This is a genomic window from Sulfitobacter undariae, from assembly GCF_014196805.1.
Lineage (GTDB): Bacteria > Pseudomonadota > Alphaproteobacteria > Rhodobacterales > Rhodobacteraceae > Sulfitobacter > Sulfitobacter undariae.
Map to the genome: position 1 here is coordinate 255,889 of NZ_JACIEI010000002.1, position 23,316 is coordinate 279,204.

General features: G+C 55.5%; 28 protein-coding genes and 1 riboswitch. Of the genes, 14 read left to right on the forward strand and 14 right to left on the reverse strand.

Going from position 1 to position 23,316, the window contains the following annotated elements; all coding sequences use genetic code 11:
• Positions 1–60: 60 nt before the first annotated feature.
• From pcaD to GGR95_RS04770, 5 genes are read right to left on the reverse strand one after another with little or no spacing between them, the layout of a single operon-like run.
• Complete coding sequence (gene pcaD, locus GGR95_RS04750; protein ID WP_184563322.1) at positions 61–849, reverse strand: 3-oxoadipate enol-lactonase; 789 nt, start codon at positions 847–849, stop codon at positions 61–63.
• On the reverse strand, positions 849–2,042 hold the full coding sequence (locus GGR95_RS04755; RefSeq protein ID WP_184563324.1) for an endonuclease/exonuclease/phosphatase family protein: 1,194 nt from the start codon (positions 2,040–2,042) through the stop codon (positions 849–851). The genes pcaD and GGR95_RS04755 overlap by 1 nt, the downstream gene beginning before the upstream one ends.
• Positions 2,039–3,007, reverse strand: coding sequence for a threonine ammonia-lyase (locus GGR95_RS04760; RefSeq protein ID WP_184563326.1), 969 nt, complete (start codon positions 3,005–3,007; stop codon positions 2,039–2,041). The genes GGR95_RS04755 and GGR95_RS04760 overlap by 4 nt, the downstream gene beginning before the upstream one ends.
• Positions 3,004–3,828: an alpha/beta fold hydrolase gene (locus GGR95_RS04765; RefSeq protein ID WP_184563329.1), complete on the reverse strand. Its 825-nt coding sequence runs from the start codon at positions 3,826–3,828 to the stop codon at positions 3,004–3,006. The genes GGR95_RS04760 and GGR95_RS04765 overlap by 4 nt, the downstream gene beginning before the upstream one ends.
• On the reverse strand, positions 3,828–4,532 hold the full coding sequence (locus tag GGR95_RS04770; RefSeq protein ID WP_184563331.1) for a haloacid dehalogenase type II: 705 nt from the start codon (positions 4,530–4,532) through the stop codon (positions 3,828–3,830). Before GGR95_RS04770 ends, GGR95_RS04765 begins: the two co-directional genes overlap by 1 nt.
• Before the next feature lie 180 nt (positions 4,533–4,712).
• On the opposite strand from GGR95_RS04770, the gene GGR95_RS04775 reads away from it, so the two are divergent.
• A complete protein-coding gene (locus tag GGR95_RS04775; RefSeq protein WP_184563333.1) occupies positions 4,713–5,147 on the forward strand; it encodes an FKBP-type peptidyl-prolyl cis-trans isomerase in 435 nt (144 codons plus the stop codon).
• A gap of 100 nt (positions 5,148–5,247) precedes the next feature.
• On the opposite strand, the gene GGR95_RS04780 is transcribed toward GGR95_RS04775, so the two are convergent.
• Positions 5,248–6,045 carry a phytanoyl-CoA dioxygenase family protein gene (locus tag GGR95_RS04780; RefSeq protein WP_184563335.1) on the reverse strand — a complete coding sequence of 266 codons (798 nt, stop codon included), beginning with the start codon at positions 6,043–6,045 and terminating at the stop codon, positions 5,248–5,250.
• Positions 6,045–6,464: an iron response transcriptional regulator IrrA gene (gene irrA, locus GGR95_RS04785; protein WP_184563338.1), complete on the reverse strand. Its 420-nt coding sequence runs from the start codon at positions 6,462–6,464 to the stop codon at positions 6,045–6,047. Before irrA ends, GGR95_RS04780 begins: the two co-directional genes overlap by 1 nt.
• Positions 6,465–6,669: 205 nt before the next feature.
• On the opposite strand from irrA, the gene fabA reads away from it, so the two are divergent.
• The 3 genes from fabA to GGR95_RS04800 all read left to right on the forward strand — a co-directional run bounded on the left by fabA (position 6,670) and on the right by GGR95_RS04800 (position 9,415).
• Complete coding sequence (gene fabA, locus GGR95_RS04790; protein ID WP_184563340.1) at positions 6,670–7,179, forward strand: bifunctional 3-hydroxydecanoyl-ACP dehydratase/trans-2-decenoyl-ACP isomerase; 510 nt, start codon at positions 6,670–6,672, stop codon at positions 7,177–7,179.
• Between the two features lie 204 nt (positions 7,180–7,383).
• Positions 7,384–8,613 (forward strand): beta-ketoacyl-ACP synthase I, encoded by a 1,230-nt coding sequence (gene fabB, locus GGR95_RS04795; protein WP_184563342.1) that lies wholly within the window; start codon positions 7,384–7,386, stop codon positions 8,611–8,613.
• A gap of 10 nt (positions 8,614–8,623) precedes the next feature.
• Positions 8,624–9,415 carry an enoyl-ACP reductase FabI gene (locus GGR95_RS04800; protein WP_184563344.1) on the forward strand — a complete coding sequence of 264 codons (792 nt, stop codon included), beginning with the start codon at positions 8,624–8,626 and terminating at the stop codon, positions 9,413–9,415.
• A gap of 159 nt (positions 9,416–9,574) precedes the next feature.
• Here GGR95_RS04800 and GGR95_RS04805 read toward each other — a convergent pair whose 3' ends face one another.
• The 3 genes from GGR95_RS04805 to GGR95_RS04815 all read right to left on the reverse strand — a co-directional run bounded on the left by GGR95_RS04805 (position 9,575) and on the right by GGR95_RS04815 (position 12,061).
• Complete coding sequence (locus tag GGR95_RS04805) at positions 9,575–9,802, reverse strand: glycine zipper 2TM domain-containing protein (RefSeq protein ID WP_184563346.1); 228 nt, start codon at positions 9,800–9,802, stop codon at positions 9,575–9,577.
• Between the two features lie 269 nt (positions 9,803–10,071).
• Entirely contained in the window at positions 10,072–10,917 is an 846-nt protein-coding gene (gene kdsA, locus GGR95_RS04810) for a 3-deoxy-8-phosphooctulonate synthase (protein WP_184563348.1), read from the reverse strand.
• Between the two features lie 31 nt (positions 10,918–10,948).
• A complete protein-coding gene (locus GGR95_RS04815) occupies positions 10,949–12,061 on the reverse strand; it encodes a THUMP domain-containing class I SAM-dependent RNA methyltransferase (protein ID WP_184563350.1) in 1,113 nt (370 codons plus the stop codon).
• Between the two features lie 92 nt (positions 12,062–12,153).
• On the opposite strand from GGR95_RS04815, the gene GGR95_RS04820 reads away from it, so the two are divergent.
• Positions 12,154–12,531 (forward strand): hypothetical protein, encoded by a 378-nt coding sequence (locus GGR95_RS04820; protein ID WP_184563352.1) that lies wholly within the window; start codon positions 12,154–12,156, stop codon positions 12,529–12,531.
• Positions 12,532–12,539: 8 nt separating this feature from the next.
• Here GGR95_RS04820 and GGR95_RS04825 read toward each other — a convergent pair whose 3' ends face one another.
• Genes GGR95_RS04825 through GGR95_RS04835 form a run of 3 tightly spaced genes read right to left on the reverse strand, consistent with a single transcriptional unit; the run spans position 12,540 to position 13,890 of the window.
• Complete coding sequence (locus tag GGR95_RS04825; RefSeq protein ID WP_184563354.1) at positions 12,540–12,974, reverse strand: hypothetical protein; 435 nt, start codon at positions 12,972–12,974, stop codon at positions 12,540–12,542.
• 36 nt (positions 12,975–13,010) lie between these two features.
• Positions 13,011–13,538 carry an SRPBCC domain-containing protein gene (locus GGR95_RS04830; RefSeq protein WP_184563356.1) on the reverse strand — a complete coding sequence of 176 codons (528 nt, stop codon included), beginning with the start codon at positions 13,536–13,538 and terminating at the stop codon, positions 13,011–13,013.
• A complete protein-coding gene (locus GGR95_RS04835; RefSeq protein WP_184563358.1) occupies positions 13,531–13,890 on the reverse strand; it encodes an ArsR/SmtB family transcription factor in 360 nt (119 codons plus the stop codon). The genes GGR95_RS04830 and GGR95_RS04835 overlap by 8 nt, the downstream gene beginning before the upstream one ends.
• A gap of 116 nt (positions 13,891–14,006) precedes the next feature.
• Here GGR95_RS04835 and GGR95_RS04840 point away from each other — a divergent pair, with 116 nt between their 5' ends.
• Positions 14,007–14,471 carry a GNAT family N-acetyltransferase gene (locus GGR95_RS04840; protein WP_184563360.1) on the forward strand — a complete coding sequence of 155 codons (465 nt, stop codon included), beginning with the start codon at positions 14,007–14,009 and terminating at the stop codon, positions 14,469–14,471.
• A gap of 5 nt (positions 14,472–14,476) precedes the next feature.
• Here GGR95_RS04840 and GGR95_RS04845 read toward each other — a convergent pair whose 3' ends face one another.
• The gene (locus tag GGR95_RS04845; protein WP_184563710.1) at positions 14,477–15,346 is read right to left on the reverse strand and encodes a hypothetical protein; all 870 of its coding nucleotides are present in this window, start codon (positions 15,344–15,346) and stop codon (positions 14,477–14,479) included.
• A 137-nt stretch (positions 15,347–15,483) separates the two neighbouring features.
• Here GGR95_RS04845 and miaB point away from each other — a divergent pair, with 137 nt between their 5' ends.
• From miaB to metK, 8 genes are all read left to right on the forward strand, one after another.
• A complete protein-coding gene (miaB, locus tag GGR95_RS04850) occupies positions 15,484–16,797 on the forward strand; it encodes a tRNA (N6-isopentenyl adenosine(37)-C2)-methylthiotransferase MiaB (RefSeq protein WP_184563362.1) in 1,314 nt (437 codons plus the stop codon).
• Between the two features lie 235 nt (positions 16,798–17,032).
• Positions 17,033–17,608 carry an OmpA family protein gene (locus tag GGR95_RS04855; protein WP_184563364.1) on the forward strand — a complete coding sequence of 192 codons (576 nt, stop codon included), beginning with the start codon at positions 17,033–17,035 and terminating at the stop codon, positions 17,606–17,608.
• Between the two features lie 12 nt (positions 17,609–17,620).
• The gene (locus tag GGR95_RS04860; RefSeq protein WP_184563366.1) at positions 17,621–17,923 is read left to right on the forward strand and encodes a hypothetical protein; all 303 of its coding nucleotides are present in this window, start codon (positions 17,621–17,623) and stop codon (positions 17,921–17,923) included.
• Between the two features lie 132 nt (positions 17,924–18,055).
• The gene (locus tag GGR95_RS04865; protein ID WP_184563368.1) at positions 18,056–19,081 is read left to right on the forward strand and encodes a PhoH family protein; all 1,026 of its coding nucleotides are present in this window, start codon (positions 18,056–18,058) and stop codon (positions 19,079–19,081) included.
• A gap of 5 nt (positions 19,082–19,086) precedes the next feature.
• Positions 19,087–19,614 (forward strand): rRNA maturation RNase YbeY, encoded by a 528-nt coding sequence (ybeY, locus tag GGR95_RS04870; protein ID WP_184563371.1) that lies wholly within the window; start codon positions 19,087–19,089, stop codon positions 19,612–19,614.
• 26 nt (positions 19,615–19,640) lie between these two features.
• Positions 19,641–20,540 (forward strand): hemolysin family protein, encoded by a 900-nt coding sequence (locus GGR95_RS04875; protein WP_184563373.1) that lies wholly within the window; start codon positions 19,641–19,643, stop codon positions 20,538–20,540.
• Positions 20,540–22,024 carry an apolipoprotein N-acyltransferase gene (lnt, locus tag GGR95_RS04880; RefSeq protein ID WP_246423283.1) on the forward strand — a complete coding sequence of 495 codons (1,485 nt, stop codon included), beginning with the start codon at positions 20,540–20,542 and terminating at the stop codon, positions 22,022–22,024. The genes GGR95_RS04875 and lnt overlap by 1 nt, the downstream gene beginning before the upstream one ends.
• Positions 22,025–22,062: 38 nt before the next feature.
• A riboswitch (SAM-SAH riboswitch) is annotated at positions 22,063–22,110 on the forward strand.
• A gap of 5 nt (positions 22,111–22,115) precedes the next feature.
• Positions 22,116–23,297: a methionine adenosyltransferase gene (gene metK / locus GGR95_RS04885; RefSeq protein WP_184563377.1), complete on the forward strand. Its 1,182-nt coding sequence runs from the start codon at positions 22,116–22,118 to the stop codon at positions 23,295–23,297.
• Positions 23,298–23,316: the final 19 nt, after the last annotated feature.

Sequence of the window (23,316 nt, forward strand, 5' to 3'; positions counted from 1 at the left end):
AGGGGGTATTCGGATCGCGGCGGACCCGAAAACCTATTCGTTTTAGTGGCTTTTGTGGGGTCAGATATGACCGATGTTTTTTAGAAACTCACTCAACACACTGGCATATTCCTGCGGTTGCTCGACGCAAGGCAGGTGGCCTGCGCGGCGGATCAAGTGGAATTTGGAACCGGGAATCAGATCGGTAGTTTCGCGCACCAAATCGGGCGGAGTTGAACCATCCTCAGACCCCGCAATACCCAGACAGGGCAGGCGCAGGCCAGAAGTTGGGGTGTAGAAATCTGTACCCGAAATCGCAGCCGAGCAGCCCGCGTATCCATCGGCGGCTTGTTGTACCAACATGTTGCGCCACAGCTCCAGTTCGGGTTTGGCGCGGAATTCGGCGGCAAACCAGCGCTCCATCACGGCATCGGCAAAGCTTTCGATCCCGTCCGCATGCACGGCGGCGATGCGTTTCTCCCATAGGGGGGGATTGCCGATTTTCGCGGCGGTATTGCTGAGCACAAGGGCGCGGACCATATCCAGCCGTTTGATAGCCAAACCTTGGGCGATCATGCCGCCAATGCTAAGGCCAACAAAGGCACAATCGCGCACGTTCAAATGATCCAGCAAGCGTTCGCAATCGCGGATCAGCGCGCCCATTTTATAGGGGCCGCTCGGCACGCTTGATAATCCGTGGCCGCGCTTGTCCCAACGGATGATCCGCAGACCTTCGGGCAGCAGCGGCAAAATCGGGTCCCACAGGCGCATATCCGTGCCAAGCGAGTTGGCAAAGACAACAGGAGCGCCATCCGCTGGACCATCTACACGGTAGTGAATTCGCGCATCTCCTGCGTCAAATATTTGCATTACGCCTCTTCCTTGAGTTTGACATGTGCCATGATTTGCCCGTGATCCGAGGCGAGTTTATTATAGGGCGCTTCGGGGTGGCTGCCATCGGTCAGGTGATCGTTCAGCACGCTGAAATAGTCCATTTCACCGATGCTGCCTGCAAATTCAGGCAGGAAGTGACGCGACATGTAAATCTGGTCAATGCTCTCATAGACGCCACCAAAAGCGGATGTGAAGACCATATCGCGCAGGGATTTACGCACAAACAGCTTTTCGGCAGGATGAAGGCGCACGGCTTCGATGTCTTCGGTGATTTGATGTGCTTCCGCTTCCGAGTACCGATCACCGCGATGTTCCGCGTCGTGGCGTAGCATCCATTGATAATTCTTGAACGGGTGTTCGCCGCTGATGATTTCGGAACTGACCGCATTCTCAGCATCATTGAAATCACCCAAGACCATGACGGGATTCCCCTTCTGCAATTCTTGCACAATCGCACCGCGCAGCACCCAAGCCTCGGCCATGCGGCGCATGGCGGCACGGGCAGAGCCCAAGGCGCGGCCCACAGGATCGTACCGCGTTAAATCCGCTTCGGGGGCAGGGCCGCCATCGGCGGGGCGCAGATATTCACCCAGTTTGGATTTCAGGTGACAGTTAAAGACAGTGATCACATGACCGCCCACACGAATACGCGCCTTGAGGATTGGGCGGCTCAGGCGGCTGATGCGGAAGAAACCATCGGCTTCAAAGCCATCTGAAAACGGGATGTCCAGCGGTTGCCCCAAATCCTGAATGATCTCGGGCTCTTCCTCAAAACCAAACCGCGAAATGATCGCAAGACCGGGGCGACGATGACCGGCATCGCCGTCATTCATGTTTGGCGCAAAAGCGACCTTGGCATCACGGTAACTGCCATAGGCAAGTTTCTCGAAAATGGCGCGTTTGCGGTAGCGTTTGGTGGCGTCGGGAAGCGAGAAGTCATTTTGCTGATCGCCATAGGTGTCAGCCAGCTTGATGACGTCTTTCAACGCCTCTTCGTCAAATACCTCTTGAAAGCCGATGATATCGGCATCCAGCGTGACCATCTGATCGGCCAGCCAATCGCGCTTCCACGCATATTCTTCTGGGGTGTAGGATTGAAACTGGTAGTATTCATGATCCGCACCGATCAGATTTTTAACATTAAAACTAGCTATAGTGAAGTTGGTCATAGGGTATCCAGAGCACGGGTAAACATGGCAGGATCAACGTTGCCACCTGAGATGGTGACAATCACATCCGAGCCTTCAATTTGGTCTTTACGGAAAAGAGCAGCGGCAAGTGCCACAGCGCCGCCCGGTTCGGCCACGATTTTGAGGCGCAAGAACGCCAGCCCCATCGCACGCAGGGCCTCGTCTTCGGAGACTGTCAAACCTGCACCACACAGGCGCTGCATGATCGGCCACGTCAGATCACCTGCTTGGGGTGTAATGATTGCGTCACAGATATTGCCCGACAACGCCGCATTGCGTTTAAGTTCACCACTGTGCAGGGACCGTGCGACATCGTCAAAGCCTTCAGGCTCTGCGGGGCGCACGCGCAGGGTGGGGGCCTCGGCCTCTAGGGCAAGGGCGATCCCCGATGTCAGGCCACCACCGCCGCAGCAGGTGATGACATCCGCATCTTTGATGCCGTGAGCCTTGGCGTCTTGGGCAATTTCCAACCCGATTGTACCTTGGCCTGCGATGACTTGGGGTTCATCAAATGGCTTGATCAGGGTCAAGCCACGTTCAGCGCTTAGGCGGTCACCGATTTCGTCGCGGTCTTCGGTGGCGCGGTCGTATAGCACCACCTCAGCGCCCAAGCTGCGGGTGTTATCGATTTTAAGCTGTGGCGCGTCGGCAGGCATGATGATCACAGCGGATGTGCCGTGCATTTTGGCTGCCAGCGCGACGCCTTGCGCATGATTTCCCGACGAAAAGGCAATGACGCCTTTGGCACGTTGTTCAGCGGGCAGGGCGCTGAGCGCACTATACCCGCCGCGAAATTTGAAGCTGCCTGTGTGCTGCAAGCATTCGGCCTTCACCCAAACACGGCGGCCAGCGATTTCGTCCAAAAACGGCGAAGTCAGTAAAGGTGTGCGCCGCGCATGACCTTCAATGCGTTGCGCTGCCGCACGGATCATTTCGATGTTCATTTCATGGCTCCGATCCACTGGTGCAAGGCGGCTACGGACTCGGCCTCATCAAGGAAGGGGATATGCCCACGATCAGGCACTTCGGCAAGGATCATATCAGGGCGACGTTTCTGCATGGCCTCAACAGTATCCGCCTTGAGTAGGGTTGAGTTCAACCCCCAGATGAGTGCCAAAGGCAGGCCTTCCATCGCATCAAAGAAGGGCCAGAGGTCTGGCATCATCTGATCACCCGCTGCCAAGATCGCGTCACGCAGATGTTTGTCATAGGTGATTTGGAGCCCGTCAGCATCGTCGGTGAAATGCCGATGCGCTTCCTCCAGCCAGCGCCCTTCTGGCACATTGCTGAATTCGGGAAAGGCCCGTTCGATCGCAGCGGCGGCGTCTTCATAGGTTTTTGCGGCCGGGTCACGGCCAATGACGTTTGAGATCATCTCCATCCCTTTGGGATCAATGACCGGACCAACATCATTGAGGGCGACACCCAGCAGACGGTGTTTTGCGCCCCGCGCCAGCCCCATCGCATTCAGGCCGCCCCGTGAGGTGCCGATAATGGCGACTTTCTCAAGCTCCAGATGATCCAGAAGCTCAATGATATCGCGGCATTCTACGGGCAGAATGTAGTGTTTCCAGTTCGGGTCAAAATCCGATTTCCCGCGCCCGCGGTAATCCAATTTGATTACACGGTTTCCTGTCAAGTGTGGGGTGACATAGTCAAAATCAGCCGTGGTGCGGGTTAGCCCCGCAAGGCAGAGGATCGGCAGGCCTTCGCCTTCGTCGGTATAATACAGGGAGAGCCCGTCGGATGTGGTGAAATATGCCATTAGTTATTTGCTCCTTTTGCGATACCTGCAAGTTCGGGAATGCCCGTCAGATCACGCAGCATATGGGCGGGGCGCCATGGCAGGCGGTCTACCGGATCACCTGCGCGGTTCACCCATGCGGTGGTAAACCCGTATCCCGTGGCAGCCCCTGCATCCCAACCATTGGAGGACACAAATAGCACCTCGTCTTTGGCACAGCCGAATTCGGCGCCGACCAGATCATAAACCCGCGCATCTGGTTTGAAGATGCCCACGCTCTCGACTGAAAGAAGCGCATCAAGCACCCCGTCGATGCCCGCACTATCCACAGCACCGCGCAACATGGCGGGTGATCCGTTGGACAAGATACCCGTGTTCAGCCCTGCATCCTTGAGTGCTTGCAGCATGGCGGGCACTTCGGGGTATGCCCCCAACTCCCAATAGAGTTGCAATAGGCGGTCACGCAGCGCGACATCACCGTCATGGCCGGTTTTTTCCAGCGCCCAATCAAGCCCTTCTTGGGTGACCTGCCAGAAATCACAATGCGCGTTCGCGACGGCACGCAGCCAGCTGTATTGCAACTGCTTGAGGCGCCAATGCTCGGCCAACTGTTGCCAGTCGTTTGAAATGGCCGTGAATTCAGGTTCGGATGCGGCCTGCCGTGCGGCAGCGGCGACATCAAATAATGTGCCGTAAGCATCGAAGATACAGGTGGTGATGGACATATGGCCTCCTCGCCATGTGGGGTGTTGGCAACACTTTGGCATGAGGGGGGCATGTGGAAAAGGGCGAAAAGGGGGTTGTGGTTTGGTGCAGGGCTTGAAAGAAGATGCCCATCTTTTGGAGCACCTGCGCAGATACGCGGCCTCCACCCCCATTCCCCCTAGACATACTGGAGACAACACATGGCCGAAGTTAAGGCAGGCGATACCGTACATATTCACTACACAGGCACTTTGCTGGATGGCAGCACTTTTGACAGCTCCGAGGGTCGTGATCCTTTGCAGTTCGAAGTAGGCTCTGGCCAGATCATCCCCGGTTTGGATGTTGCCATCCCCGGTATGACCGTGGGTGAGAAAAAGATCGTGAAAATCGGCGCAGATGATGCGTATGGTCAGGCCAACCCTGAAATGCGTCAGGCTGTGCCACGCGAAGGCATCCCTGCGGATATCCCGCTGGAGGTTGGTATCCAGCTGCAAATGCAAACGCCAGATGGTCAGGCCATGCCTGTGACTGTGGTTGAAGTAGACGAAGCGACCGTTACTCTGGACGCAAACCACCCGCTGGCAGGCAAAGACCTGCAATTCGATATAGAATTGGTAAAAATCGACGCTGCATAAATATCCAGCCAGAGCGTTTTTGCCTGTGGTTTAGGCGCTCTGAGCTGTTTTTAGGCAAAAGAAAAGGCGCGGCCCGTTTGTTTGGGCCGCGCCTTTTTAATTAACCGCGTGTGTATAGCGTTGGAAACCAGTCTTCGCGCAGGCGCTGGCCTTGTTGCATCTCATGGCCCGGATAAGGGGGCGATGTCGGGCCGGGGCGTTGGGTGTAACGCGCATCATCCCCCAGCAACCGCAAAGAAAACGCGCGTCGGCGTGCATTGGCGGTGTTGCCACGTGCCCCGTGGAGCGTGCCATAGTTAAAGGCCACCGCATCACCTGGTTGCATTTCCCACTCGCGAATATCCATGCCCTCGGCATCAGGATCAGGCACGGCCATATAGGGCGCGGGATCAAAGAATGCGTCGCCTTTCACCCATCGGGTGGGCAGCACAGGTTTTTCCCATCTATGTGACCCCGCCACACAACGCAGGCTGGCGTCTGTCACAGGGTCAAGCGGCGACCAGAAGCTGACGGTTTGCTGCCCCTCAACAAAGTAATAGGGCCCGTCTTGGTGCCACGGCGTTGGCATGGATGTTCCCGGCTCTTTTACCAGCACGTGATCGTGGAACAATTGCACCGTGTTAGAGCCCATCAAATCGGCGGCGACCTCGGCGGCGGGTGAGGCTTTGATCACCTCGGCGAATTCGGGAATGCGTTCCCAATTGCAGTAATCATCGAAAAAGCGGCCTGTTTCGCCTGCTTTGTCATTGTTTGAGGCATATGGCCCGGGCTCTGCCATGTTGCGTTCAATGCCTTTGCGTAGGGCTTCAACATGATCGGCGAACAGGCCGCGCACAATAACCACACCGTCGCGCTGGTAGGTGTCGATGTCGGCTTGGCTCAGCAGAGCGTGGGGCATCAGGACTTCTTGCGCAGGCGGATCACCACATCCACGCTGGCAATCTCGGCGCCTTCAGGGGCATCGGGCAGTTGTGCGATCACCAATTGGTCCGAGGGCGCATCAGAAAGCCGCGCCTCATCCTCCCAATAGAAATGGGGGTGGTCGTGGGTGTTGGTGTCAAAATAGCTGCGTGATCCGTCAACGGTAACTTCTTGCAGTAAACCCGCATCGCAAAAGGCGCGCAGAGTATTGTAAACAGTCGCAAGCGAAACCGAGTCAGGGCCGTCTTTGGCTGCGTCAAACAGGCTTTCGGCTGTGACATGGCGGTGATTGCCGTCACCGACAAGCAGTGTGGCAAGCGTCACACGCTGGCGCGTCGGGCGCAGCCCTGCAGTTGCGAGCCATTTCGTTCCGTTTTCCAACTGGGTATCAGACATGATCAGCCTCTTTGCGAATTATCCTCAATATAGGGGGGGATAGGGGCAGTTTTCAATTAGAAATCCTGCGACATATAGCGGCAGCAACGATAAGATGCGGAAATACCCCTGTTTTTATGCGATAAAGGACATCTTGCGCCCCTTGCGGTCTGCTCTTGTGGGCCTTAGCTTGTGAGGGAATTCAAAGACGCGCAGGAGTGTAATTATGACAACTTATCCCACCAGTTTCGACAAAGAAGCTTTGCTGAAATGTGCGCGTGGCGAATTGTTTGGCGAGGGCAATGCCCAACTGCCCGCACCGCCGATGCTGATGATGGACCGCATCACCGAAGTGTCCGCAGATGGCGGGGCGCACGGCAAAGGCCATATTTTGGCCGAGTTCGATATCACGCCTGACCTGTGGTTCTTTGATTGTCACTTCCCCGGTAACCCGATCATGCCCGGATGTCTTGGCCTAGATGGCCTGTGGCAGTTGACAGGGTTCAACCTTGGCTGGCGCGGCTGGCAGGGGCGCGGCTATGCGCTGGGCGTTGGGGAAGTGAAGCTGAAAGGCATGGTGCGACCTGATCGTAAGCTGCTGACCTATAAGATTGATTTTACCAAAGCGATCCAAACCCGCCGCCTGACCATGGGTGTGGCGGACGGTATCGTCGAGGCGGATGGCGAAGTGATCTATGAAGTTAAAGACATGAAGGTTGCTCTGAGCGAGAGCTAAGCAGCATTTAATTCAGGAAGTTGGGGCGGTATGTTGATACCGCCCTTTTTGTTTTTCCGTCTTCATCCGACCTGATCGTTTGTCGATTGCACCGTGTTTGAACTCTAATGTCCCAGCGGCAAAGAGTGGATGCGCCCTTAACAGGTTGCGCGACAGTGGGTAGACGTCCTAAATAGAGATAAATCGTTAAGGGAGTGCTAGAATATGCGCCGCGTCGTCGTCACAGGGTTGGGCATCGTCTCATCCATCGGAAACAATGCTTCCGAGGTCAAAGCCTCGCTTAAGGCGGGCACCAGCGGTATTGTTGCCTCGGAAGAAATGACTGAGCACGGCTTTCGCAGCCGTATTGCAGGGACGCTTAAAATCGATCCGTCCGAGCATATCGACAAACGCACATTCCGCTTTATGGGGCAGGGCGCGGCCTATGCCTATCTGGCGATGGGCCAAGCGATTGAGGATGCGGGGCTATCCGAAGATATGATCTCCAACCCGCGCACGGGTCTGGTGGCTGGCTCTGGCGGTCCGTCGACATCGGCGATGTTGACCGCGCATGATATTGTGAAAAACACAGGCGCGACCAAGCGGATCGGCCCATTTGCCGTGCCAAAATGCATGTCCTCCACCGTGAGCGCGAACCTCTCGACTGCCTATAAGATTAAAGGCATCAACTATTCCATCACCTCGGCGTGCTCGACTTCGTTGCATTGTATCGGCAACGCGGCAGAGCAGATCATGCTGGGCAAACAGGATGTTATGTTTGCAGGCGGTGGCGAGGAATTGGATTGGACGCTGTCCTGTCTGTTCGACGCCATGGGCGCGATGAGCAGCAAATATAACGACACGCCAGAGTTGGCGAGCCGCGCGTTTGACCAAGACCGAGACGGTTTTGTGATTTCTGGCGGCGGCGGTATGGTTGTGCTGGAAGACCTTGAACACGCCTTGGCGCGTGGTGCAAAAATTTATGCCGAAGTCACAGGGTACGCCGCCACATCGGATGGTCACGACATGGTCGCCCCCAGCGGTGAAGGCGGCGAGCGTGCAATGCGTCTGGCCCTGTCCACGCTGCCAGAGGGCCGCAAGGTCAGCTATATCAATGCGCATGGCACCTCTACGCCTGTGGGCGATGTTGGCGAGATTGAAGCGGTGCGCCGTGTCTTTGGCCAAGGCAGCACCCCACCGGTCAGCTCAACCAAATCTATGACGGGCCACGCACAAGGGGCCGCAGGCGCATTGGAAGCGATCTTCTGTCTGCTGATGTTGCAAGATGATTTTATCACCCCGTCGATCAATGTGCAGACATTGGACGAACGGCTGGACCCTGCTGAAATCGCCACCACACGTGTGGATAATGCAGGGCTCGATTCCGTCATGACCAACTCTTTCGGGTTTGGCGGCACCAACGGATCTATGATCCTCTCAAAGTACCAAGGTTAGGATCAAGAGTATGACTGGCATGTTAAGTGGTAAACGCGGTCTCATTATGGGGGTCGCGAACGAACGCTCCATCGCATGGGGTATCGCCAAAGCGATGGCAGGGGCGGGGGCTGAATTGGCCTTCACCTATCAGGGTGACGCCTTTGGCACGCGCCTGAAGCCGCTGGCCGAAAGCGTCGGATCGGATTTCATGGTTGATGTGGATGTCACCGACGATGCATCGTTGGACACAGCCTTTGAACAACTGGGCGCCCGCTGGCCGACGATTGATTTCGTGGTTCACGCCATTGCGTTTTCGGATAAATCCGAGCTGACAGGCCGTTTCTTGAACACCTCCCGTGCGAACTTCAAACACTCCATGGATATCTCGGCCTATAGCTTTATCGAGGTCGCCCGCCGTGCGCATCCGATGATGGTTGAAAACGGCGGCACGCTGCTGACCCTGACATATCAAGGCTCCAACAAAGTTGTGCCTAACTATAACGTCATGGGCGTTGCCAAGGCCGCGCTTGAAAGCGCCACGCGTTATTTGGCAAACGATCTGGGGCCAGAAGGCATCCGCGTTAATGCCATCTCACCGGGTCCGATGAAAACACTGGCAGGGGCTGCGATTGGCGGGGCGCGCAAGACGTATAAGCACACTGACATGAACGCTCCCCTTCGTGCGAACGCAACCTTGGAAGCTGTAGGTGGCACGGCTGTCTATCTGGCGTCAGACGCAGGCGCATGTACCACGGGTGAAATCATCCATGTGGACGGCGGATATCACGTGCTGGGAATGCCACAGGCCGAAAACCTCTGAGGCGCTTGCCCTTTTAATATATTGAACAGGCGCTGTTGAAAAACGGCGCCTGTTTGCTTTTGGGGGAGGGACCGTTGAGGTCAAACATCCCTGATGTTCATGCGAGGACCACAAGGCTGAACCTTCGCCCCGCATGTCAGATTTTATCCTAGTTTTGCCTTAGCAGCCTGCCGCTTTGTTTCCGGCCATACCGCCGGCAACTGCGCCTGCTGTGGTTAAGATTTCCTTGCCGTGCCCACCGCCCAGCTGTTTACCCAAAACCGCGCCAGCCACCGAGCCTGCTACGGTTGCGCCAACACATCCAACTTGCTTTTGTTGCTGTGGAGAGGAGCATGCCTGTAAAAGGACCATGCTGGTGAACAAAACTACAACGCTAACTGTTTTCATCGTTAATTACCTAGTTTGACGGGGCCAGATACACACTGGCCAAGGTTAGATATTTAGATAGAGTTGAAAGGAATACAAGAGGTTCGCTTTTGCGATAGTTTGGGTGAGAGTCGTATTGCATTGGAAACCAGAGTTTCTTGTCTGATCGTCCAAGCGGCCCTTATGTGTCGGTTGTGATATGGGAAGCCTGATGTATCGGCTGTTAGCTTGAAAATGTGCTAACAGCCGTTTTATGTGACATCACTCAGGTTGCCGCGCCCAAAGCCGTTTCAGGCGATATCGAGCGGCGGCAGAGATTTCACCACGTCATCGACGGCTTTCATCTGGATCAAAAACGGCTCCAGCTTGTCCAGCGGCAGGGCGCTTGGGCCGTCGCATAATGCTTCGTCAGGGTTTGGGTGCGCCTCAAGGAACAGGCCCGCAAGGCCGACACCCAGACCTGCGCGGCCCAGTTCGGCCACTTGGGCGCGGCGGCCCCCAGAAGCGGCACCGCCGGGGTCACGCATTTGCAGGGCATGGGTCACGTCAAAGATGATCGGTGCGTCGTTTGAGATATCGCGCATGGTGCGGATGCCCAGCATATCAACGACCAGATTATCATAGCCAAAACACGCACCGCGTTCGCACAGCATGATCTGGTCATTGCCACATTCGCGCAGTTTCTCAACGATGTTTTGCATCTGCGGGGGGCTGATGAATTGGGGTTTTTTGACGTTGATCACCGCGCCTGTCGCGGCGACCGCTGCAATCAGATCCGTCTGGCGTGCAAGGAAGGCAGGCACCTGAAGGATGTCACAGACTTCGGCCACAGGCGCACATTGTGCTTCGGTGTGGATGTCGGTGATCACCGGGACGTTGAATGTCTCTTTGATCTCTTGAAAAATCTTCAGCCCTTCTTCCATGCCGGGGCCACGGTAGCTGTGGATCGAAGAGCGGTTGGCTTTGTCAAACGAGGCTTTGAACACATAGGGGATGCCCAGTTTGGCGGTCACTTCCACATAGGTTTCGGCCACTTGCATCGCCAAATCACGGCTTTCCAGCACATTCATGCCGCCGATTAGGGTGAAGGGCAGGTCATTGCCAAGGGTCAGGTTTGCGACGTTAATATGGGTCATGGTGCGGTTCCTTCGTTTGGTGAAAGGGGCGTTATCTAAGGGGGGGCGTCTGCCAGAGCCAGACTTTCATGCCGCCGTGAGCAATGGCGGGGCCTTGGGGTTTCCACGGTAGGCCAGTTGCTTTGGCCAATGCGGGTTCTGAGGTCACAAGGGCCACGCGCCAGCCTTTAAAGCGGGTCAGCAGCGTTTTGCCCAATGTGCCATAGAGCGGGTAGAGAAGTTGTTTGTTGCCAATACGTGCGCCGTAGGGTGGGTTGACGATGACAAGGCCCGCAGGCCCGTCAGGGGGTGTCAGCTCGCCTGCTGCGTGGTTGGCAAAATGGGTGAATGCGTCCACGCCTGCGCGTTCGGCGTTGGCTTGCGCCATGCGCACGGCACCTGCGTCGCGGTCTGATCCGTAGAACTGCGCTGGGGGCTGCTTGGTGGGCACAGATTTCATCGCGTCAAAGGCGGCGGCGTCATAATTGGCCAGATGTTGGAACGCAAAGCTGCGCGTGCGACCGGGCAATAGGCCTGCGGCCACTTCGGCAGCTTCAATCGGGAATGTGCCTGAGCCGGACATCGGGTCAACAACAGGCTCCGTGCCTGTATACCCCGCCTGTCGCAACATCAGATAGGCCAGCGTTTCGCGCATGGGCGCTTTGCCCACGGCTTCTTTATGGCCACGCTTGTGCAGGCTTTCGCCAGAGGTATCGAGGCTGAACAACACATTGTTGTCGTCGATCCGCACTTTGAGGATCAGTTCCGCCTCGGGATCGAGGGTCATGCCGTGGGTGTCTGTCAGCGCCTTTTCGATCCGCTGTGTGGCGGCACCTGCGTGATAGATTTTGGAGGCTTTGGTGGTGACATGGACGCGCAGCGGCACATCGGTACGCAGCAATTCGCCAAAGGGAAATTTGCGGCTGCGTTTGTCCAGTTGCGCAAGGTGGAACGCCAAGAAGCCGCCGATGCGGGCCAGTACACGCGTGGCCCCGCGCAGCACCAGATTGGCACGCCAGACATCGGGCCAGCCGCCCTGAAACGTCACGCCACCCGGCACAGCCACAGCACCAGCAAAGCCGCGCTCAAGCGCTTCATCGCAGAGCAACTGCTCAAGGCCCGGAACGGTTACTAGAAATATTTCGAAGGTTTGGGGATCATTCATGAGGAGGGGTTTACTGGCTGCGCGTGCAAGCTGCACGTGGTTTTTGTGACAGGTGTCAAAATATGGCCGTTTTTGGCGGTTAGGCGGCTTGTATGACATTTACAGATACATACCGCGAAGAAATGCTGATCAACCGCCGCGCGCGGGCACGCAGGGCGCGTTTTCTGGGGCGGGCCATTGGCTTTGGTCTGACTGCTTGTTTTGTTGTGGCCTTACGTACCGAGCCACAGTTGCGGGCAGCCGTTCAAGATCTGGCTTTGGCCGCCATCGGCGGGACAGCGCAGCAAAGCGCAAACGGCATTGGGAATCCACAAGCCGCCGCAATCGACTCTCTTGGGTATGCGGCAGGTAGCGAGGAATCGTTGATGCTGGATCGGCTGGGCATCACTGGTGAGGCCCCTCGGGCGGCCCCCACATTAAGCAGGATGCCGCAAAGCCGTGTTAAGGTGAACAGGCCGGGGTCTGGTTGATACGATGATCAGGGGTGAGTGCGCTTGTTAAGAAACAAGAACCCCAGTGTGACAACGACTACGACCACTGCGATTGGAAGTTCCTCGCTGGGGCGGTCTGCTCCGGTGCCGCTGATCGCATATAACCAGATGTAATAGACAAGTGCTGAAATGGCTGAGATGGCGAACAGCAGTTTTGCCCGACCGGAGCCGATGAACAAAGCAGCCGCCCCCAACAGCCCGGCACCAGAGGCCACTGCAAAGGTCAGCCAAACCAAAGCAGGCGTGCCAGCGATCGCGGCGGCATGGGCTGTGGTGATGGTGCCTGCGCTTGCCGCTGCAGTTGTGTCCATCGAATAGGCTAGCCAGAATTGCAGCAGGCCAAACGCATACCAGATTATCCCGAGGATTGAGATTGCTTTGAGCCAGATAGGGGTGTTGAGAGGTAAGGTTGTCGAAGACATGTAAATTCCCTTTCATGGGGTGTTGGGGTGAACGAGTTAACCAAGTGGCCAGTTGTTGATGTTCTGGCTTTTCTTCGCAAACAGACCAAAAATTGGGGGCAATACCGCAACCATCCGTCCGGTGAACGCAGGCCGCCCTGTTTCACACAACGCCTTGAGGTTGGACGAGATAAAGCCTTGTGCGGATGCCATTTCCTTGAACAATTTGCCGCCTTCAATGGCGTTTTCGATGGTGAGCGTGAATTCGGTGCCATCGTCTTTTTCAACAAGCGTGTAGGTGACCTTGCAAGGTGGCTCGTCGATGTTGGTCATCTGAAATGTATGGGAATAGATGTGTGGCGGATCAAAGGCGATGACTTCGCCAACCACCATCGCCAACTTCTTGTTTGGATGTACCATGCGGTACTTTGCGCCTGCCTTGAGGCCATCCGTAGTTTGGCAAATGGAGCCAAAGAAAAATGGCAGCGCCTTGTCTGTCGCGACCAGTGTTGACCAAACCAGATCAATTGGCGCTTTGATAAACGTGCGGTTGATATTGGTCTTGGCGAAAACAGGCTCACTCATTGTCGTTATCCCTTGTTAACTTGCGCGCAGCCGTTTCGGCTGCGTGTTTGATAATATTTACGCGGTCGGCCCAATGGGCCGAATATGTGTCTGTCCATCGCTCATGGATGTCCTGAATGGGCATCGCGTTGAGGTAGAGCTTGCGCGACCGCCCATCCTTTTCGCTGATGATCAGGTTTGCTTTTTCCAGCACGGCCAGATGGTTCATCACGGCGATTCTGCTGACGTCAAAATTGCTGGCCAGCTTGCCAACGGTCAGCCCCGGTGTGGCGCGTACGTGATCCAGCATTGCCCGTCTGGTTGTGTGGGCAAGCGCGTGAAAGATCGAATCCATGTCATCATTAGTATTCATGTAATTACATTATTACATATAAGGATTTTGTCAATGGCCTGTGTTTGTCCTGTTGCCATGCCATCCGCATCGCCTACTCTGATCTGGTACAGGATTTGGGGTAAGGAGGAGCTAACGTGAAGGTCAGACAGGCGGTATTGGGCGACGCAGGTGAAATCTCTGAATTCTTGCAACAACTTGAAAAACAGGGTTTGAGAACGTTGCCAAGCGATGCTGCTTATGTGCGTAGTCATTACATTGATCATGCCGACAAAATTCAATGCGCTGTAGCGCTGGCTGAAGACGGCACAATTCTGGGCCTTCAAATTTTGAAGGTCGCGTCTGAGGGAAATGTATATGGTGTGACGGCGGGCTGGGGGATTATCGGAACCCATGTGCGGCCAAATGCGGCGCGGCGCGGGGTTGGGAAGGCGCTGTTTGTCGCCACCCATGCTGCGGCAGTGAAAGCGGAACTAGAGAATATAGATGCCTCGATCGGGGCGGCCAATGCAGGCGCGCTGTCCTTCTATGAAAGCATCGGGTTCCGGACCTACCGCACGCCAGAGGGCAAGGTCTGTAAATGCTTTGAGGTCACAGCCTGATCAGATCAAAACCACTGGCCGGGTTCCATCAACCCCAGATCAAGCAGTTGGCGTGAATGCCACTCGAACGCGGTTGAGTTGTGCCATTTGAACGTGTCGATTTCAAAACGGCTGCCTGGATTGGACCTGAGCGCTTTGGCGGTCCGGAATGAGCACACGGTGGCGGTGATGTTGTGGTGCCAAGGGCAGGCGTAAGTGTTGTACTCTTCATCCGAAAAGGTGTGGTCCTCGCGCAAGCGTAGGCCGGGGGCGGCGCGGAAAATCGCGATGCGGTCAATCTTGCGGCGCGCAGCGGGAACATGTTCTTCATAGCGCCAGCGCAATCCGCCATAGAAATCCAGTTGCCGGTCTTTGGGGTTACCGTCGTCGTCGGCATCTGGCCGTGCAAGCGCGTAATAGCCCGTCCGATCAAGATGGGCGTCCTCTAGCGAAACAGCGTGGGGGTGTGTGTGCAGATCATCGGCATAAAGGTCGATGATATAGGTGAGCATGGAATCGCGCCGCTCTTCTGTATGAAAGGCCAACATCTCGGTGATCGCACGGGTTTCGCAGAAGGGGTAGAAAAGGTATTCTGCATTATAGCAGTAAAACATCCACTGATTGGGGGCGGCCGCTATGATCGTGTTAATGGCCGTTTGCGTCGCCCCGTCGATGGTGGCGTCATAATCAATGCGGTGAACCGTTTCTTGCAAGTCACGCGGCAGGCTGAACATTGTGGGCATGAGCGCAAGCACATGTGTGAAACCCATTTGCAAATGATGCCGCAGGGTTGTGTCTACTTCCACATCATCTTCGACCAGCACAATTGCAATGGGTCCTTTTGTAAGGGCCGTGCGCTGGGATTTGATGAATTGGTCAAGTGAGGTGTACTGCATGTGATTGTTGAATATCCGGTCGAGCATCATTGGGTTCTGCAATAGAATCGGTTAAATTGGCGTGCATTGCAAGATGCTGCACACACTGATAGGCCGCGTTGCATCTCAATTCACACGTTCATCCGCAGGCGAACCTCATGTCCGATACAAAAACAGACACTCCGAAAAAGCTCTTTATCAAGACCTACGGCTGTCAGATGAACGTTTATGACAGTGAGCGTATGGCCGAAAGTCTTGAGGGCTATGTGCAGACTGACACTGCCGAAGATGCGGATATGATCTTGCTCAATACCTGCCACATCCGTGAAAAAGCTGCAGAAAAAGTGTATTCCGAATTGGGCCGCTTGAAGCCTCTGAAGGATTTAAAGCCAGATTTAAAAATCGGCGTGGCGGGATGTGTCGCGCAGGCAGAAGGTGCGGAAATCATGCGTCGCCAGCCTGCTGTTGATCTGGTTGTGGGGCCGCAATCTTATCACCGTTTGCCCCAGATGGAGGCGCGTTTGCGTGAGGGAAAGACCGCACTGGATACGGATTTCCCTGAAGAAGACAAATTTGCCCACCTTAAAGGCCGCACAGGGGCACGCCGTGCGCCGGCTGCGTTTTTGACGGTGCAAGAGGGCTGCGACAAGTTTTGTGCTTTTTGTGTGGTGCCTTATACACGCGGTGCCGAGGTTTCACGCCCTGCCGAACGGGTGCTGCGCGAAGCGCAAGAATTGGTGGAGCGCGGTGTGCGCGAAGTCACCTTGCTGGGGCAGAACGTTAATGCTTATCACGGTGATATGACGCTGGCGCAGTTGATCCGTGCCTTGGGCAAGATCGACGGGCTAGAGCGTATCCGCTATACGACCAGTCACCCCAATGACATGGATGATGATCTGATCGCCGCCCATGCGGACACCCCCAAGTTGATGCCTTATCTGCATTTACCCGTACAGTCCGGCTCTGACCGCATTCTCAAGCGGATGAACCGCAGTCACACGGCCGAAAGCTATCTGCGCCTGATCGAGCGTATCCGTGAAGTGCGTCCCGACATTATGATGTCTGGGGATTTTATTGTCGGGTTCCCAGAAGAAACCGAAGCCGATTTTCAGGCCACAATGGATTTGGTCGAGCAGGTGAATTACGGCTACGCCTATAGCTTCAAATATTCGACCCGTCCTGGAACGCCTGCTGCCTCACGGGCACAAGTTGACCCTGCCGAAGCTGACGAGCGTTTGCAGCGTTTGCAGGCTTTGATCACCCGCCAGCAGCGCGCGATCCAAGAAAGCATGGTAGGCCGCGACCTGTCTGTGCTGGTGGAGAAGGCGGGGCGCAACGCGGGGCAGATGTTGGGCAAGTCGGAATACCTGCATTCTGTACATATCGACAATTCAACCGCACAGATTGGCGATGTGGTGCCTGTTCGCATCACCCGTGCGATGACCAACTCTTTGACTGCCCGCGAGCTATAGGGCGTAGTGACCAGTCGCGATGAGCGTTGTTTCGGGCTGATTCAGGCGATGGGTCTAGAAAAGATGCGCTGGGGCCACATCAAATAGACATTTTGATCACTTAGGCCACCACATATGCCATATAGTCCTTTCCTCGGCGGATAGTTTTGCCTAACCTGTGAGGATGTGAAGGATATTTTGGGTGCGCTGCCGCATATTGAATTTCCTTCGGGGGAACAACATAAGGAGAGAAGCTGTGGCAAACACACTTTTCAAAACACTGCGCGTAGCCGCAGGCGCGGCGTTGGTTGCTGCTCTGGCGCTTCAGGGCGCTGCAGTACAAGCACAATCATCGAGCCAAGGAGGCCGCGATCGCGGTCAATATATTCCAACGATCTGGGTCGATCCCGATGGGTGCGAACACTGGGTGATGGATGACGGTGCCGAGGGTTACATGACCCCGCACACAAACCGTCAAGGTATCCCTGTTTGCCGTCGTGGTAACGTCTGCGGCGTTCTGCAAAGCGATCAGTTCTTTGCGACGGACAGTGCGCGGATTTCTCAGGGCGGCAAGGCGCGTCTTCGTGACTTCTTCTCCAAAACTGGCGCAGTAAGCTATATCATCACGGGACACACAGACAGTCGTGCCTCCGATGAGTACAACATGCGCCTGTCGCAAAATCGCGCAAATTCAGTTGCAAAGATCGCCCAATCAACGGGTGTCCGCATTGCTGATGTTCGTGGCTATGGCGAACGTATGCCCGCAGCATCCAATGCCACATCCGCAGGCATGGCAAAGAACCGCCGTGTCGAAATCATCTGTATTCGTTAAGGAAGCAAGCACATGAAAATTCTTAAAATCTCTACGCTTGTCGCCCTCCCGCTGGTTCTGGCTGCTTGTTCGGGCGGCTATAACCCTGACAAAAGCGTTGACCGTGGTTTTGACCGCAAACACCTGAGCCAGCTTCAGGCGGGTATCTGGGTTGACCCCAACGGCTGTGACCACTGGATCATTGATGATGGTCTTGAGGGATATCTCTCGGCGCGTCTGGATAAATTCGGCAAGCCGGTTTGTTCTGGTGTCGCAGAGCCAACCAGAACCGTTGGTGACTTTAAGCGCGGTAGCGTATTCAAGGATCCAAACTAATTTTGGGTAAACCAAAAAACTGTCTAAAGGGGCCGTGGTGTTTTGCATCGCGGCCCTTTTTACGTCTTGCCTATGGCAATCCGGCTCGCTGCTCCCTATCTCGGAATCTCTATCGCCTGAAAGGATTTAACTTTGCCCTCATCAGATCTGCCAACGCCTGAAACCGGTCCGCCGGGACCTGTGCTTGAGTTCTCCGATAATCGGCTGTTAATCGACCTATGTGGCCCGTTTGATCAACATCTGGCGGCAATTGAAAAAGCGTTGGAAGTGCAAATTGTGCGCCGTGGCAATTTTCTAACATTGCTGGGCGAGCCGCAGAGCACTGAAACTGCGGCACAAGTTTTGCAATCGCTTTACGCGCGTTTGGAAGGCGGGCGCGGGGTTGAGCCCGCGGATGTAGATATGGTTCTGCGCATGGGATCATCTGCTGAGGGCACAGGTGTGCGTGCAGGTGATCAGATTGAGATGCCGATCAGCGGCGGCATAGAAATCCAGACCCGCAAAAAGCGGGTAGAGCCGCGCACCGAAGCGCAAAAAGCCTATGTGCAATCGTTGTTTGAAAATGAACTGGCTTTTGGCATCGGGCCTGCGGGGACGGGCAAGACCTATCTGGCTGTGGCTGTTGGCGTGTCGATGTTTCTCTCTGGCAAAGTTGATAAAATCATCCTCAGCCGCCCCGCCGTTGAGGCGGGCGAGCGGTTGGGTTTTTTACCCGGTACGCAGGACGAAAAAATCGATCCCTACATGCAGCCGCTTTATGATGCGCTGAATGATTTTTTGCCGGGGAAACAGTTGGCTAAGCTGCGCGAAGAAAAAACGATCGAGATCGCGCCACTGGCCTTTATGCGGGGGCGCACATTGTCTAACGCTTTTGTGGTGTTGGATGAGGCGCAAAATGCGACCACCATGCAAATGAAGATGTTCCTGACCCGTCTGGGCAAAGGATCACGCATGGTGATCACAGGTGACCGTACCCAGATCGATTTGCCACGCGGGCAGGCATCGGGACTTGCCGATGCGGAGCGGTTGTTAAAAACGATCCCCAAGATTGGCTTTAACTACTTTACCTCAAAAGACGTGGTGCGTCACCCGCTGGTGGCCGCGATCATCGAAGCCTACGAAGCCGAAGCCGAGCGTGCGCTCAACCGAGATGTATAGGCAGCATGGACGCGCTTGATATCGTTTTTGAGGCCGGTGCTTGGAGCACGGACGAGTTTACTCCGCTGGCGCAAGGGGCAGTGATTGCTACCTTGCGCCATATGGCGCTTGAGGCTGACGCCTGCGAGATCACGCTTCTTGCCTGCGATGATGCACGTATTGCTGAGTTAAACGCAGAATTCCGCGGCAAACCAACGGCCACAAATGTGCTCAGTTGGCCAGCGCAGCCCGTTGCGCCCCCGTCTGAGGGGCAAGCACCACCAGCAGTTGAACGCGGGTTTGATGACATGTTTGAATTGGGCGACATCGCCCTCAGCTATGAGACGTGTGCACGTGAGGCTGCCGAATCAGGCAAACCCTTCAGTGACCATCTGACGCATCTGATTGTGCACGGAGTGTTACATTTACTCGGCTATGATCATGAAACTGACGGCGATGCAGCGCTTATGGAGGGGTTGGAGGTTGAAATTCTTGGTAATCTCGGGCTGGATGACCCATATAGCGTTGATATTATACCAACAGGCGTCCATTAGGCCGCCGCTTCTAGAGACAGGACCCAATGGGCGACACTGACGGACCATCTAACGCTGCGCAGAGCGCGCAGGATTTTTTCGCTTCCGAAGACGATAACACGCAAGAAACCGGCAAGAGTGGCTTTTTCAGCCGCGTCATCGGTGCGCTTAGCCCTTCTGAAAATGTTGATGACACTTCGATCGCCACAAGTAATGGCGAACACGGAACCACAGGCATGGGTAACTTGCGCCGCATGCGCGTGGATGATGTGATGATCCCCAAGGCGGATATTGTAGCGGTTTCTGTGACCTCCACGATGGACGAACTGGTGGATGTCTTCAAAGACAGCGGCATGACGCGGTTGCCAGTCTATGATGGCACATTGGATACACCTGTCGGGTTGGCGCACCTTAAAGATTTGGCGCTGAAATTCGGCTTTAACGGAACCGCAAAGGATTTTGACCTTTCGGCAGTGATACGCCCGCTGGTTTTTGTGCCGCCCTCCATGACAATCGGTGTTTTGCTGACCAAAATGCAAGCGGAGCGGCGACATATGGCGCTGGTCATTGACGAATACGGTGGCGTGGATGGGCTTGTGACCATCGAAGATTTGATCGAACAGGTGATCGGTCAGATCGAGGATGAACATGACGTTGAAGAAGGCGACTATTTCTCCGAGGAAAAGCCGGGCCAATATCTGGCACTGGCTAAAACACCCCTTGCGGATTTCGAAAACGAGGTGGGTTTTTCACTTACGGATCATGACGATGTGGATGAAGAAGAAATTGACACGCTCGGCGGTTTGGTGGTGATGCTTTCTGGTCGCGTGCCCGCGCGCGGCGAGGTGGTGGTGCATCCCAATGGCCCCGAATTCGAAGTGATGGATGCCGATCCGCGTCGGATCAAACGTTTGCGCGTGCGAATGAACGCAACGCCAGCGCAATGATGTCGGCTCGCAAACGATGGTTGATACTCCTCGTGTTGGGGGCATTGGCTGCGATGGGGCAAGCGCCCTTTGATTTGCCGTTGGTGATGATCGTTGCGATGGCGGCAGCGGTGGTTGTTTTCAATGCGACCGCCTCAACCTCGCGTACCGCAGCGGCTTGCGGCTTTGCCTTCGGGTTTGGCTATTTTGCTGTGGCCCTCCACTGGATTGTTTCGCCTTTTTTAGTAGATGCCGCGACCTATGGTTGGATGGCCCCTTTTGCTGTGATGTTTATGGCGGCAGGGGGCGCGGTATTCTGGAGCATTGGCTTTTGGGCGGCGCGCCGCCTGTCTTCGGGGGGCTGGGCGCTTGTGCCGTGTTGGGCTGGCGTGGAAGTATTGCGCGCCTACATCCTTACGGGGTTTCCATGGGCCAGTCCTGCGCAAGCGATGGTTAATGTCTTGCCCGGCCAGTCTCTTGCGTTGATCGGTCCGCATGGCCTCAACCTGCTGATTTTTGCTGTGGTGGTTGGGCTTGCTGGCCTCAGTGGGCGCGGGTGGGGGATGCGGATTGCGGCGCTAGTGCCTGTTGTCCTGCTTATGTTCATTCCTCCAATGAATGGTAAGGCTCCGTTGTCCGATACTGTGCTGCGCCTGGTGCAGCCGAATGCGGCCCAAAAGGACAAGTGGAACCCCGATATGATCAGGGTGTTCTATGAGCGCCAACTGGCCTTTACCGCGGCCCGCCCTGAGACAAAAAAAGAACCTGATGCTGTCATCTGGCCGGAAACGGCTATTCCATGGAACCTGAACGACAGCGGTGTTGTGCTGGAAGAAATCAGCGCCGCTGCGGGGGGCGTGCCCGTTGTTTTGGGGGCGCAGCGCCGTGACGGACTGCGCTATTTTAACGCGCTGGCGTTACTGGGGTCACAAGGCCAAGTGCTTCAAACCTATGATAAACATCACTTGGTGCCTTTCGGAGAATACATGCCTTTGGGCGATCTGGCTGCCCGTTTCGGGATTTATGGCATGGCATCACAAAACGGTGCAGGATTTACTGCAGGACCGGGGGCGCAGTTGATGGACTTGGGACCCGTTGGCCGTGCTTTGCCGCTGATCTGTTACGAAGCCGTTTTTCCCGATGACGTAAATGCGGCGCCGACGCGGCCTGATTTTATCATTCACGCCACTAATGATGCGTGGTTTGGTCCCTTTGCCGGGCCGCAACAGCATCTGGCACAGGCGCGGATGCGTGCGATTGAGCAGGGCTTGCCTGTTGCCCGTGCTGCGAACACAGGCATCTCTGCCATGATCGACCCATATGGCCGCGTGCTGGATCGTATCGGAATGGGGCAGGCAGGTTATCTTGATGCTGCACTGCCACTTCCGCTGGCGCCAACGTTGTATAGTCGCACGGGGGATGTACCGGCTGTTGTGTTGTTGGTTTTGCTTTTAGGCGCTTTGGCATTGCGTAATTTTGGGGTAACCCGCGAAATACGGGAATAGTGATTGACCTGCAACGCAGGGAAGCCTAATCGGTTTGGGTTGCACCACAACGGCTTCCTGACGTGGTGCTTTAATTCATTGGAGCACTTTCATGTCCCGCAAATCATATATTTTCACTTCGGAATCCGTTTCTGAGGGCCACCCCGATAAGGTCTGTGATCGGATCAGCGATGCAGTACTCGACGCATTTCTGGCAGAAGAGCCCGAAGCACGCGTTGCCGCCGAGACTTTTGCCACGACCAACCGCGTTGTGATTGGTGGAGAGGTCGGCCTATCGGATAGCGCCAAGCTACGCGATTACATGGGCAAGATTGAGGGTATTGCACGCGCCTGTATCAAAGATATCGGATACGAGCAGGACAAGTTCCACCACGAGACTGTAGAAGTCACGAACCTGCTGCACGAGCAGTCGGCGCATATCGCGCAGGGTGTCGATGCTGCTGCGAATAAGGATGAGGGCGCTGGCGATCAGGGCATCATGTTTGGCTATGCAACCGATGAAACGGATGTATTGATGCCCGCGCCTCTGCACTATGCACATGCCATTTTGCGCCGTCTTGCGGAGGTGCGCAAAGACGGTTCCGAGCCGACATTACGCCCTGACGCAAAGTCCCAGCTTTCGGTGCGCTATGAAGATGGAAAACCTGTGGGTGTGACTTCGATTGTGTTGAGCACTCAGCATGCAGATGCATCTCAAACCAGCGCAGACATTCGCGACATCGTAGAACCGTATATTCGCGAAGTTCTGCCCGATGGCTGGATCACGGATGCAACTGATTGGTGGGTGAACCCGACGGGTACATTTGTGATTGGCGGACCAGATGGTGATGCGGGCCTGACAGGGCGCAAAATCATTGTGGATACCTATGGTGGTGCGGCCCCGCATGGCGGCGGTGCTTTCTCGGGTAAAGACCCGACAAAAGTTGACCGTTCTGCGGCCTATGCCGCGCGGTATCTGGCGAAAAATGTTGTTGCGGCTGGGCTTGCGTCAAAGTGCACAATTCAGCTGAGCTATGCCATCGGCGTTAGCAAACCCTTGTCGATCTATTGCGATACATTTGGCACTGGTGAAGTGGATGCAGAAGCGATCGAACGCGCAATTGGGCAGGTCATGGACCTGACACCACGCGGTATTCGCACCCATTTGCAACTGAACAAGCCGATCTACCAGCGTACTGCGGCCTATGGTCACTTTGGTCGCGCACCAGATGCGGATGGCGGGTTTAGCTGGGAACGCACGGATATCGCAGAGGCGCTCAAGTCAGCTCTTTAATGCCGAGGGCGTGATCTAT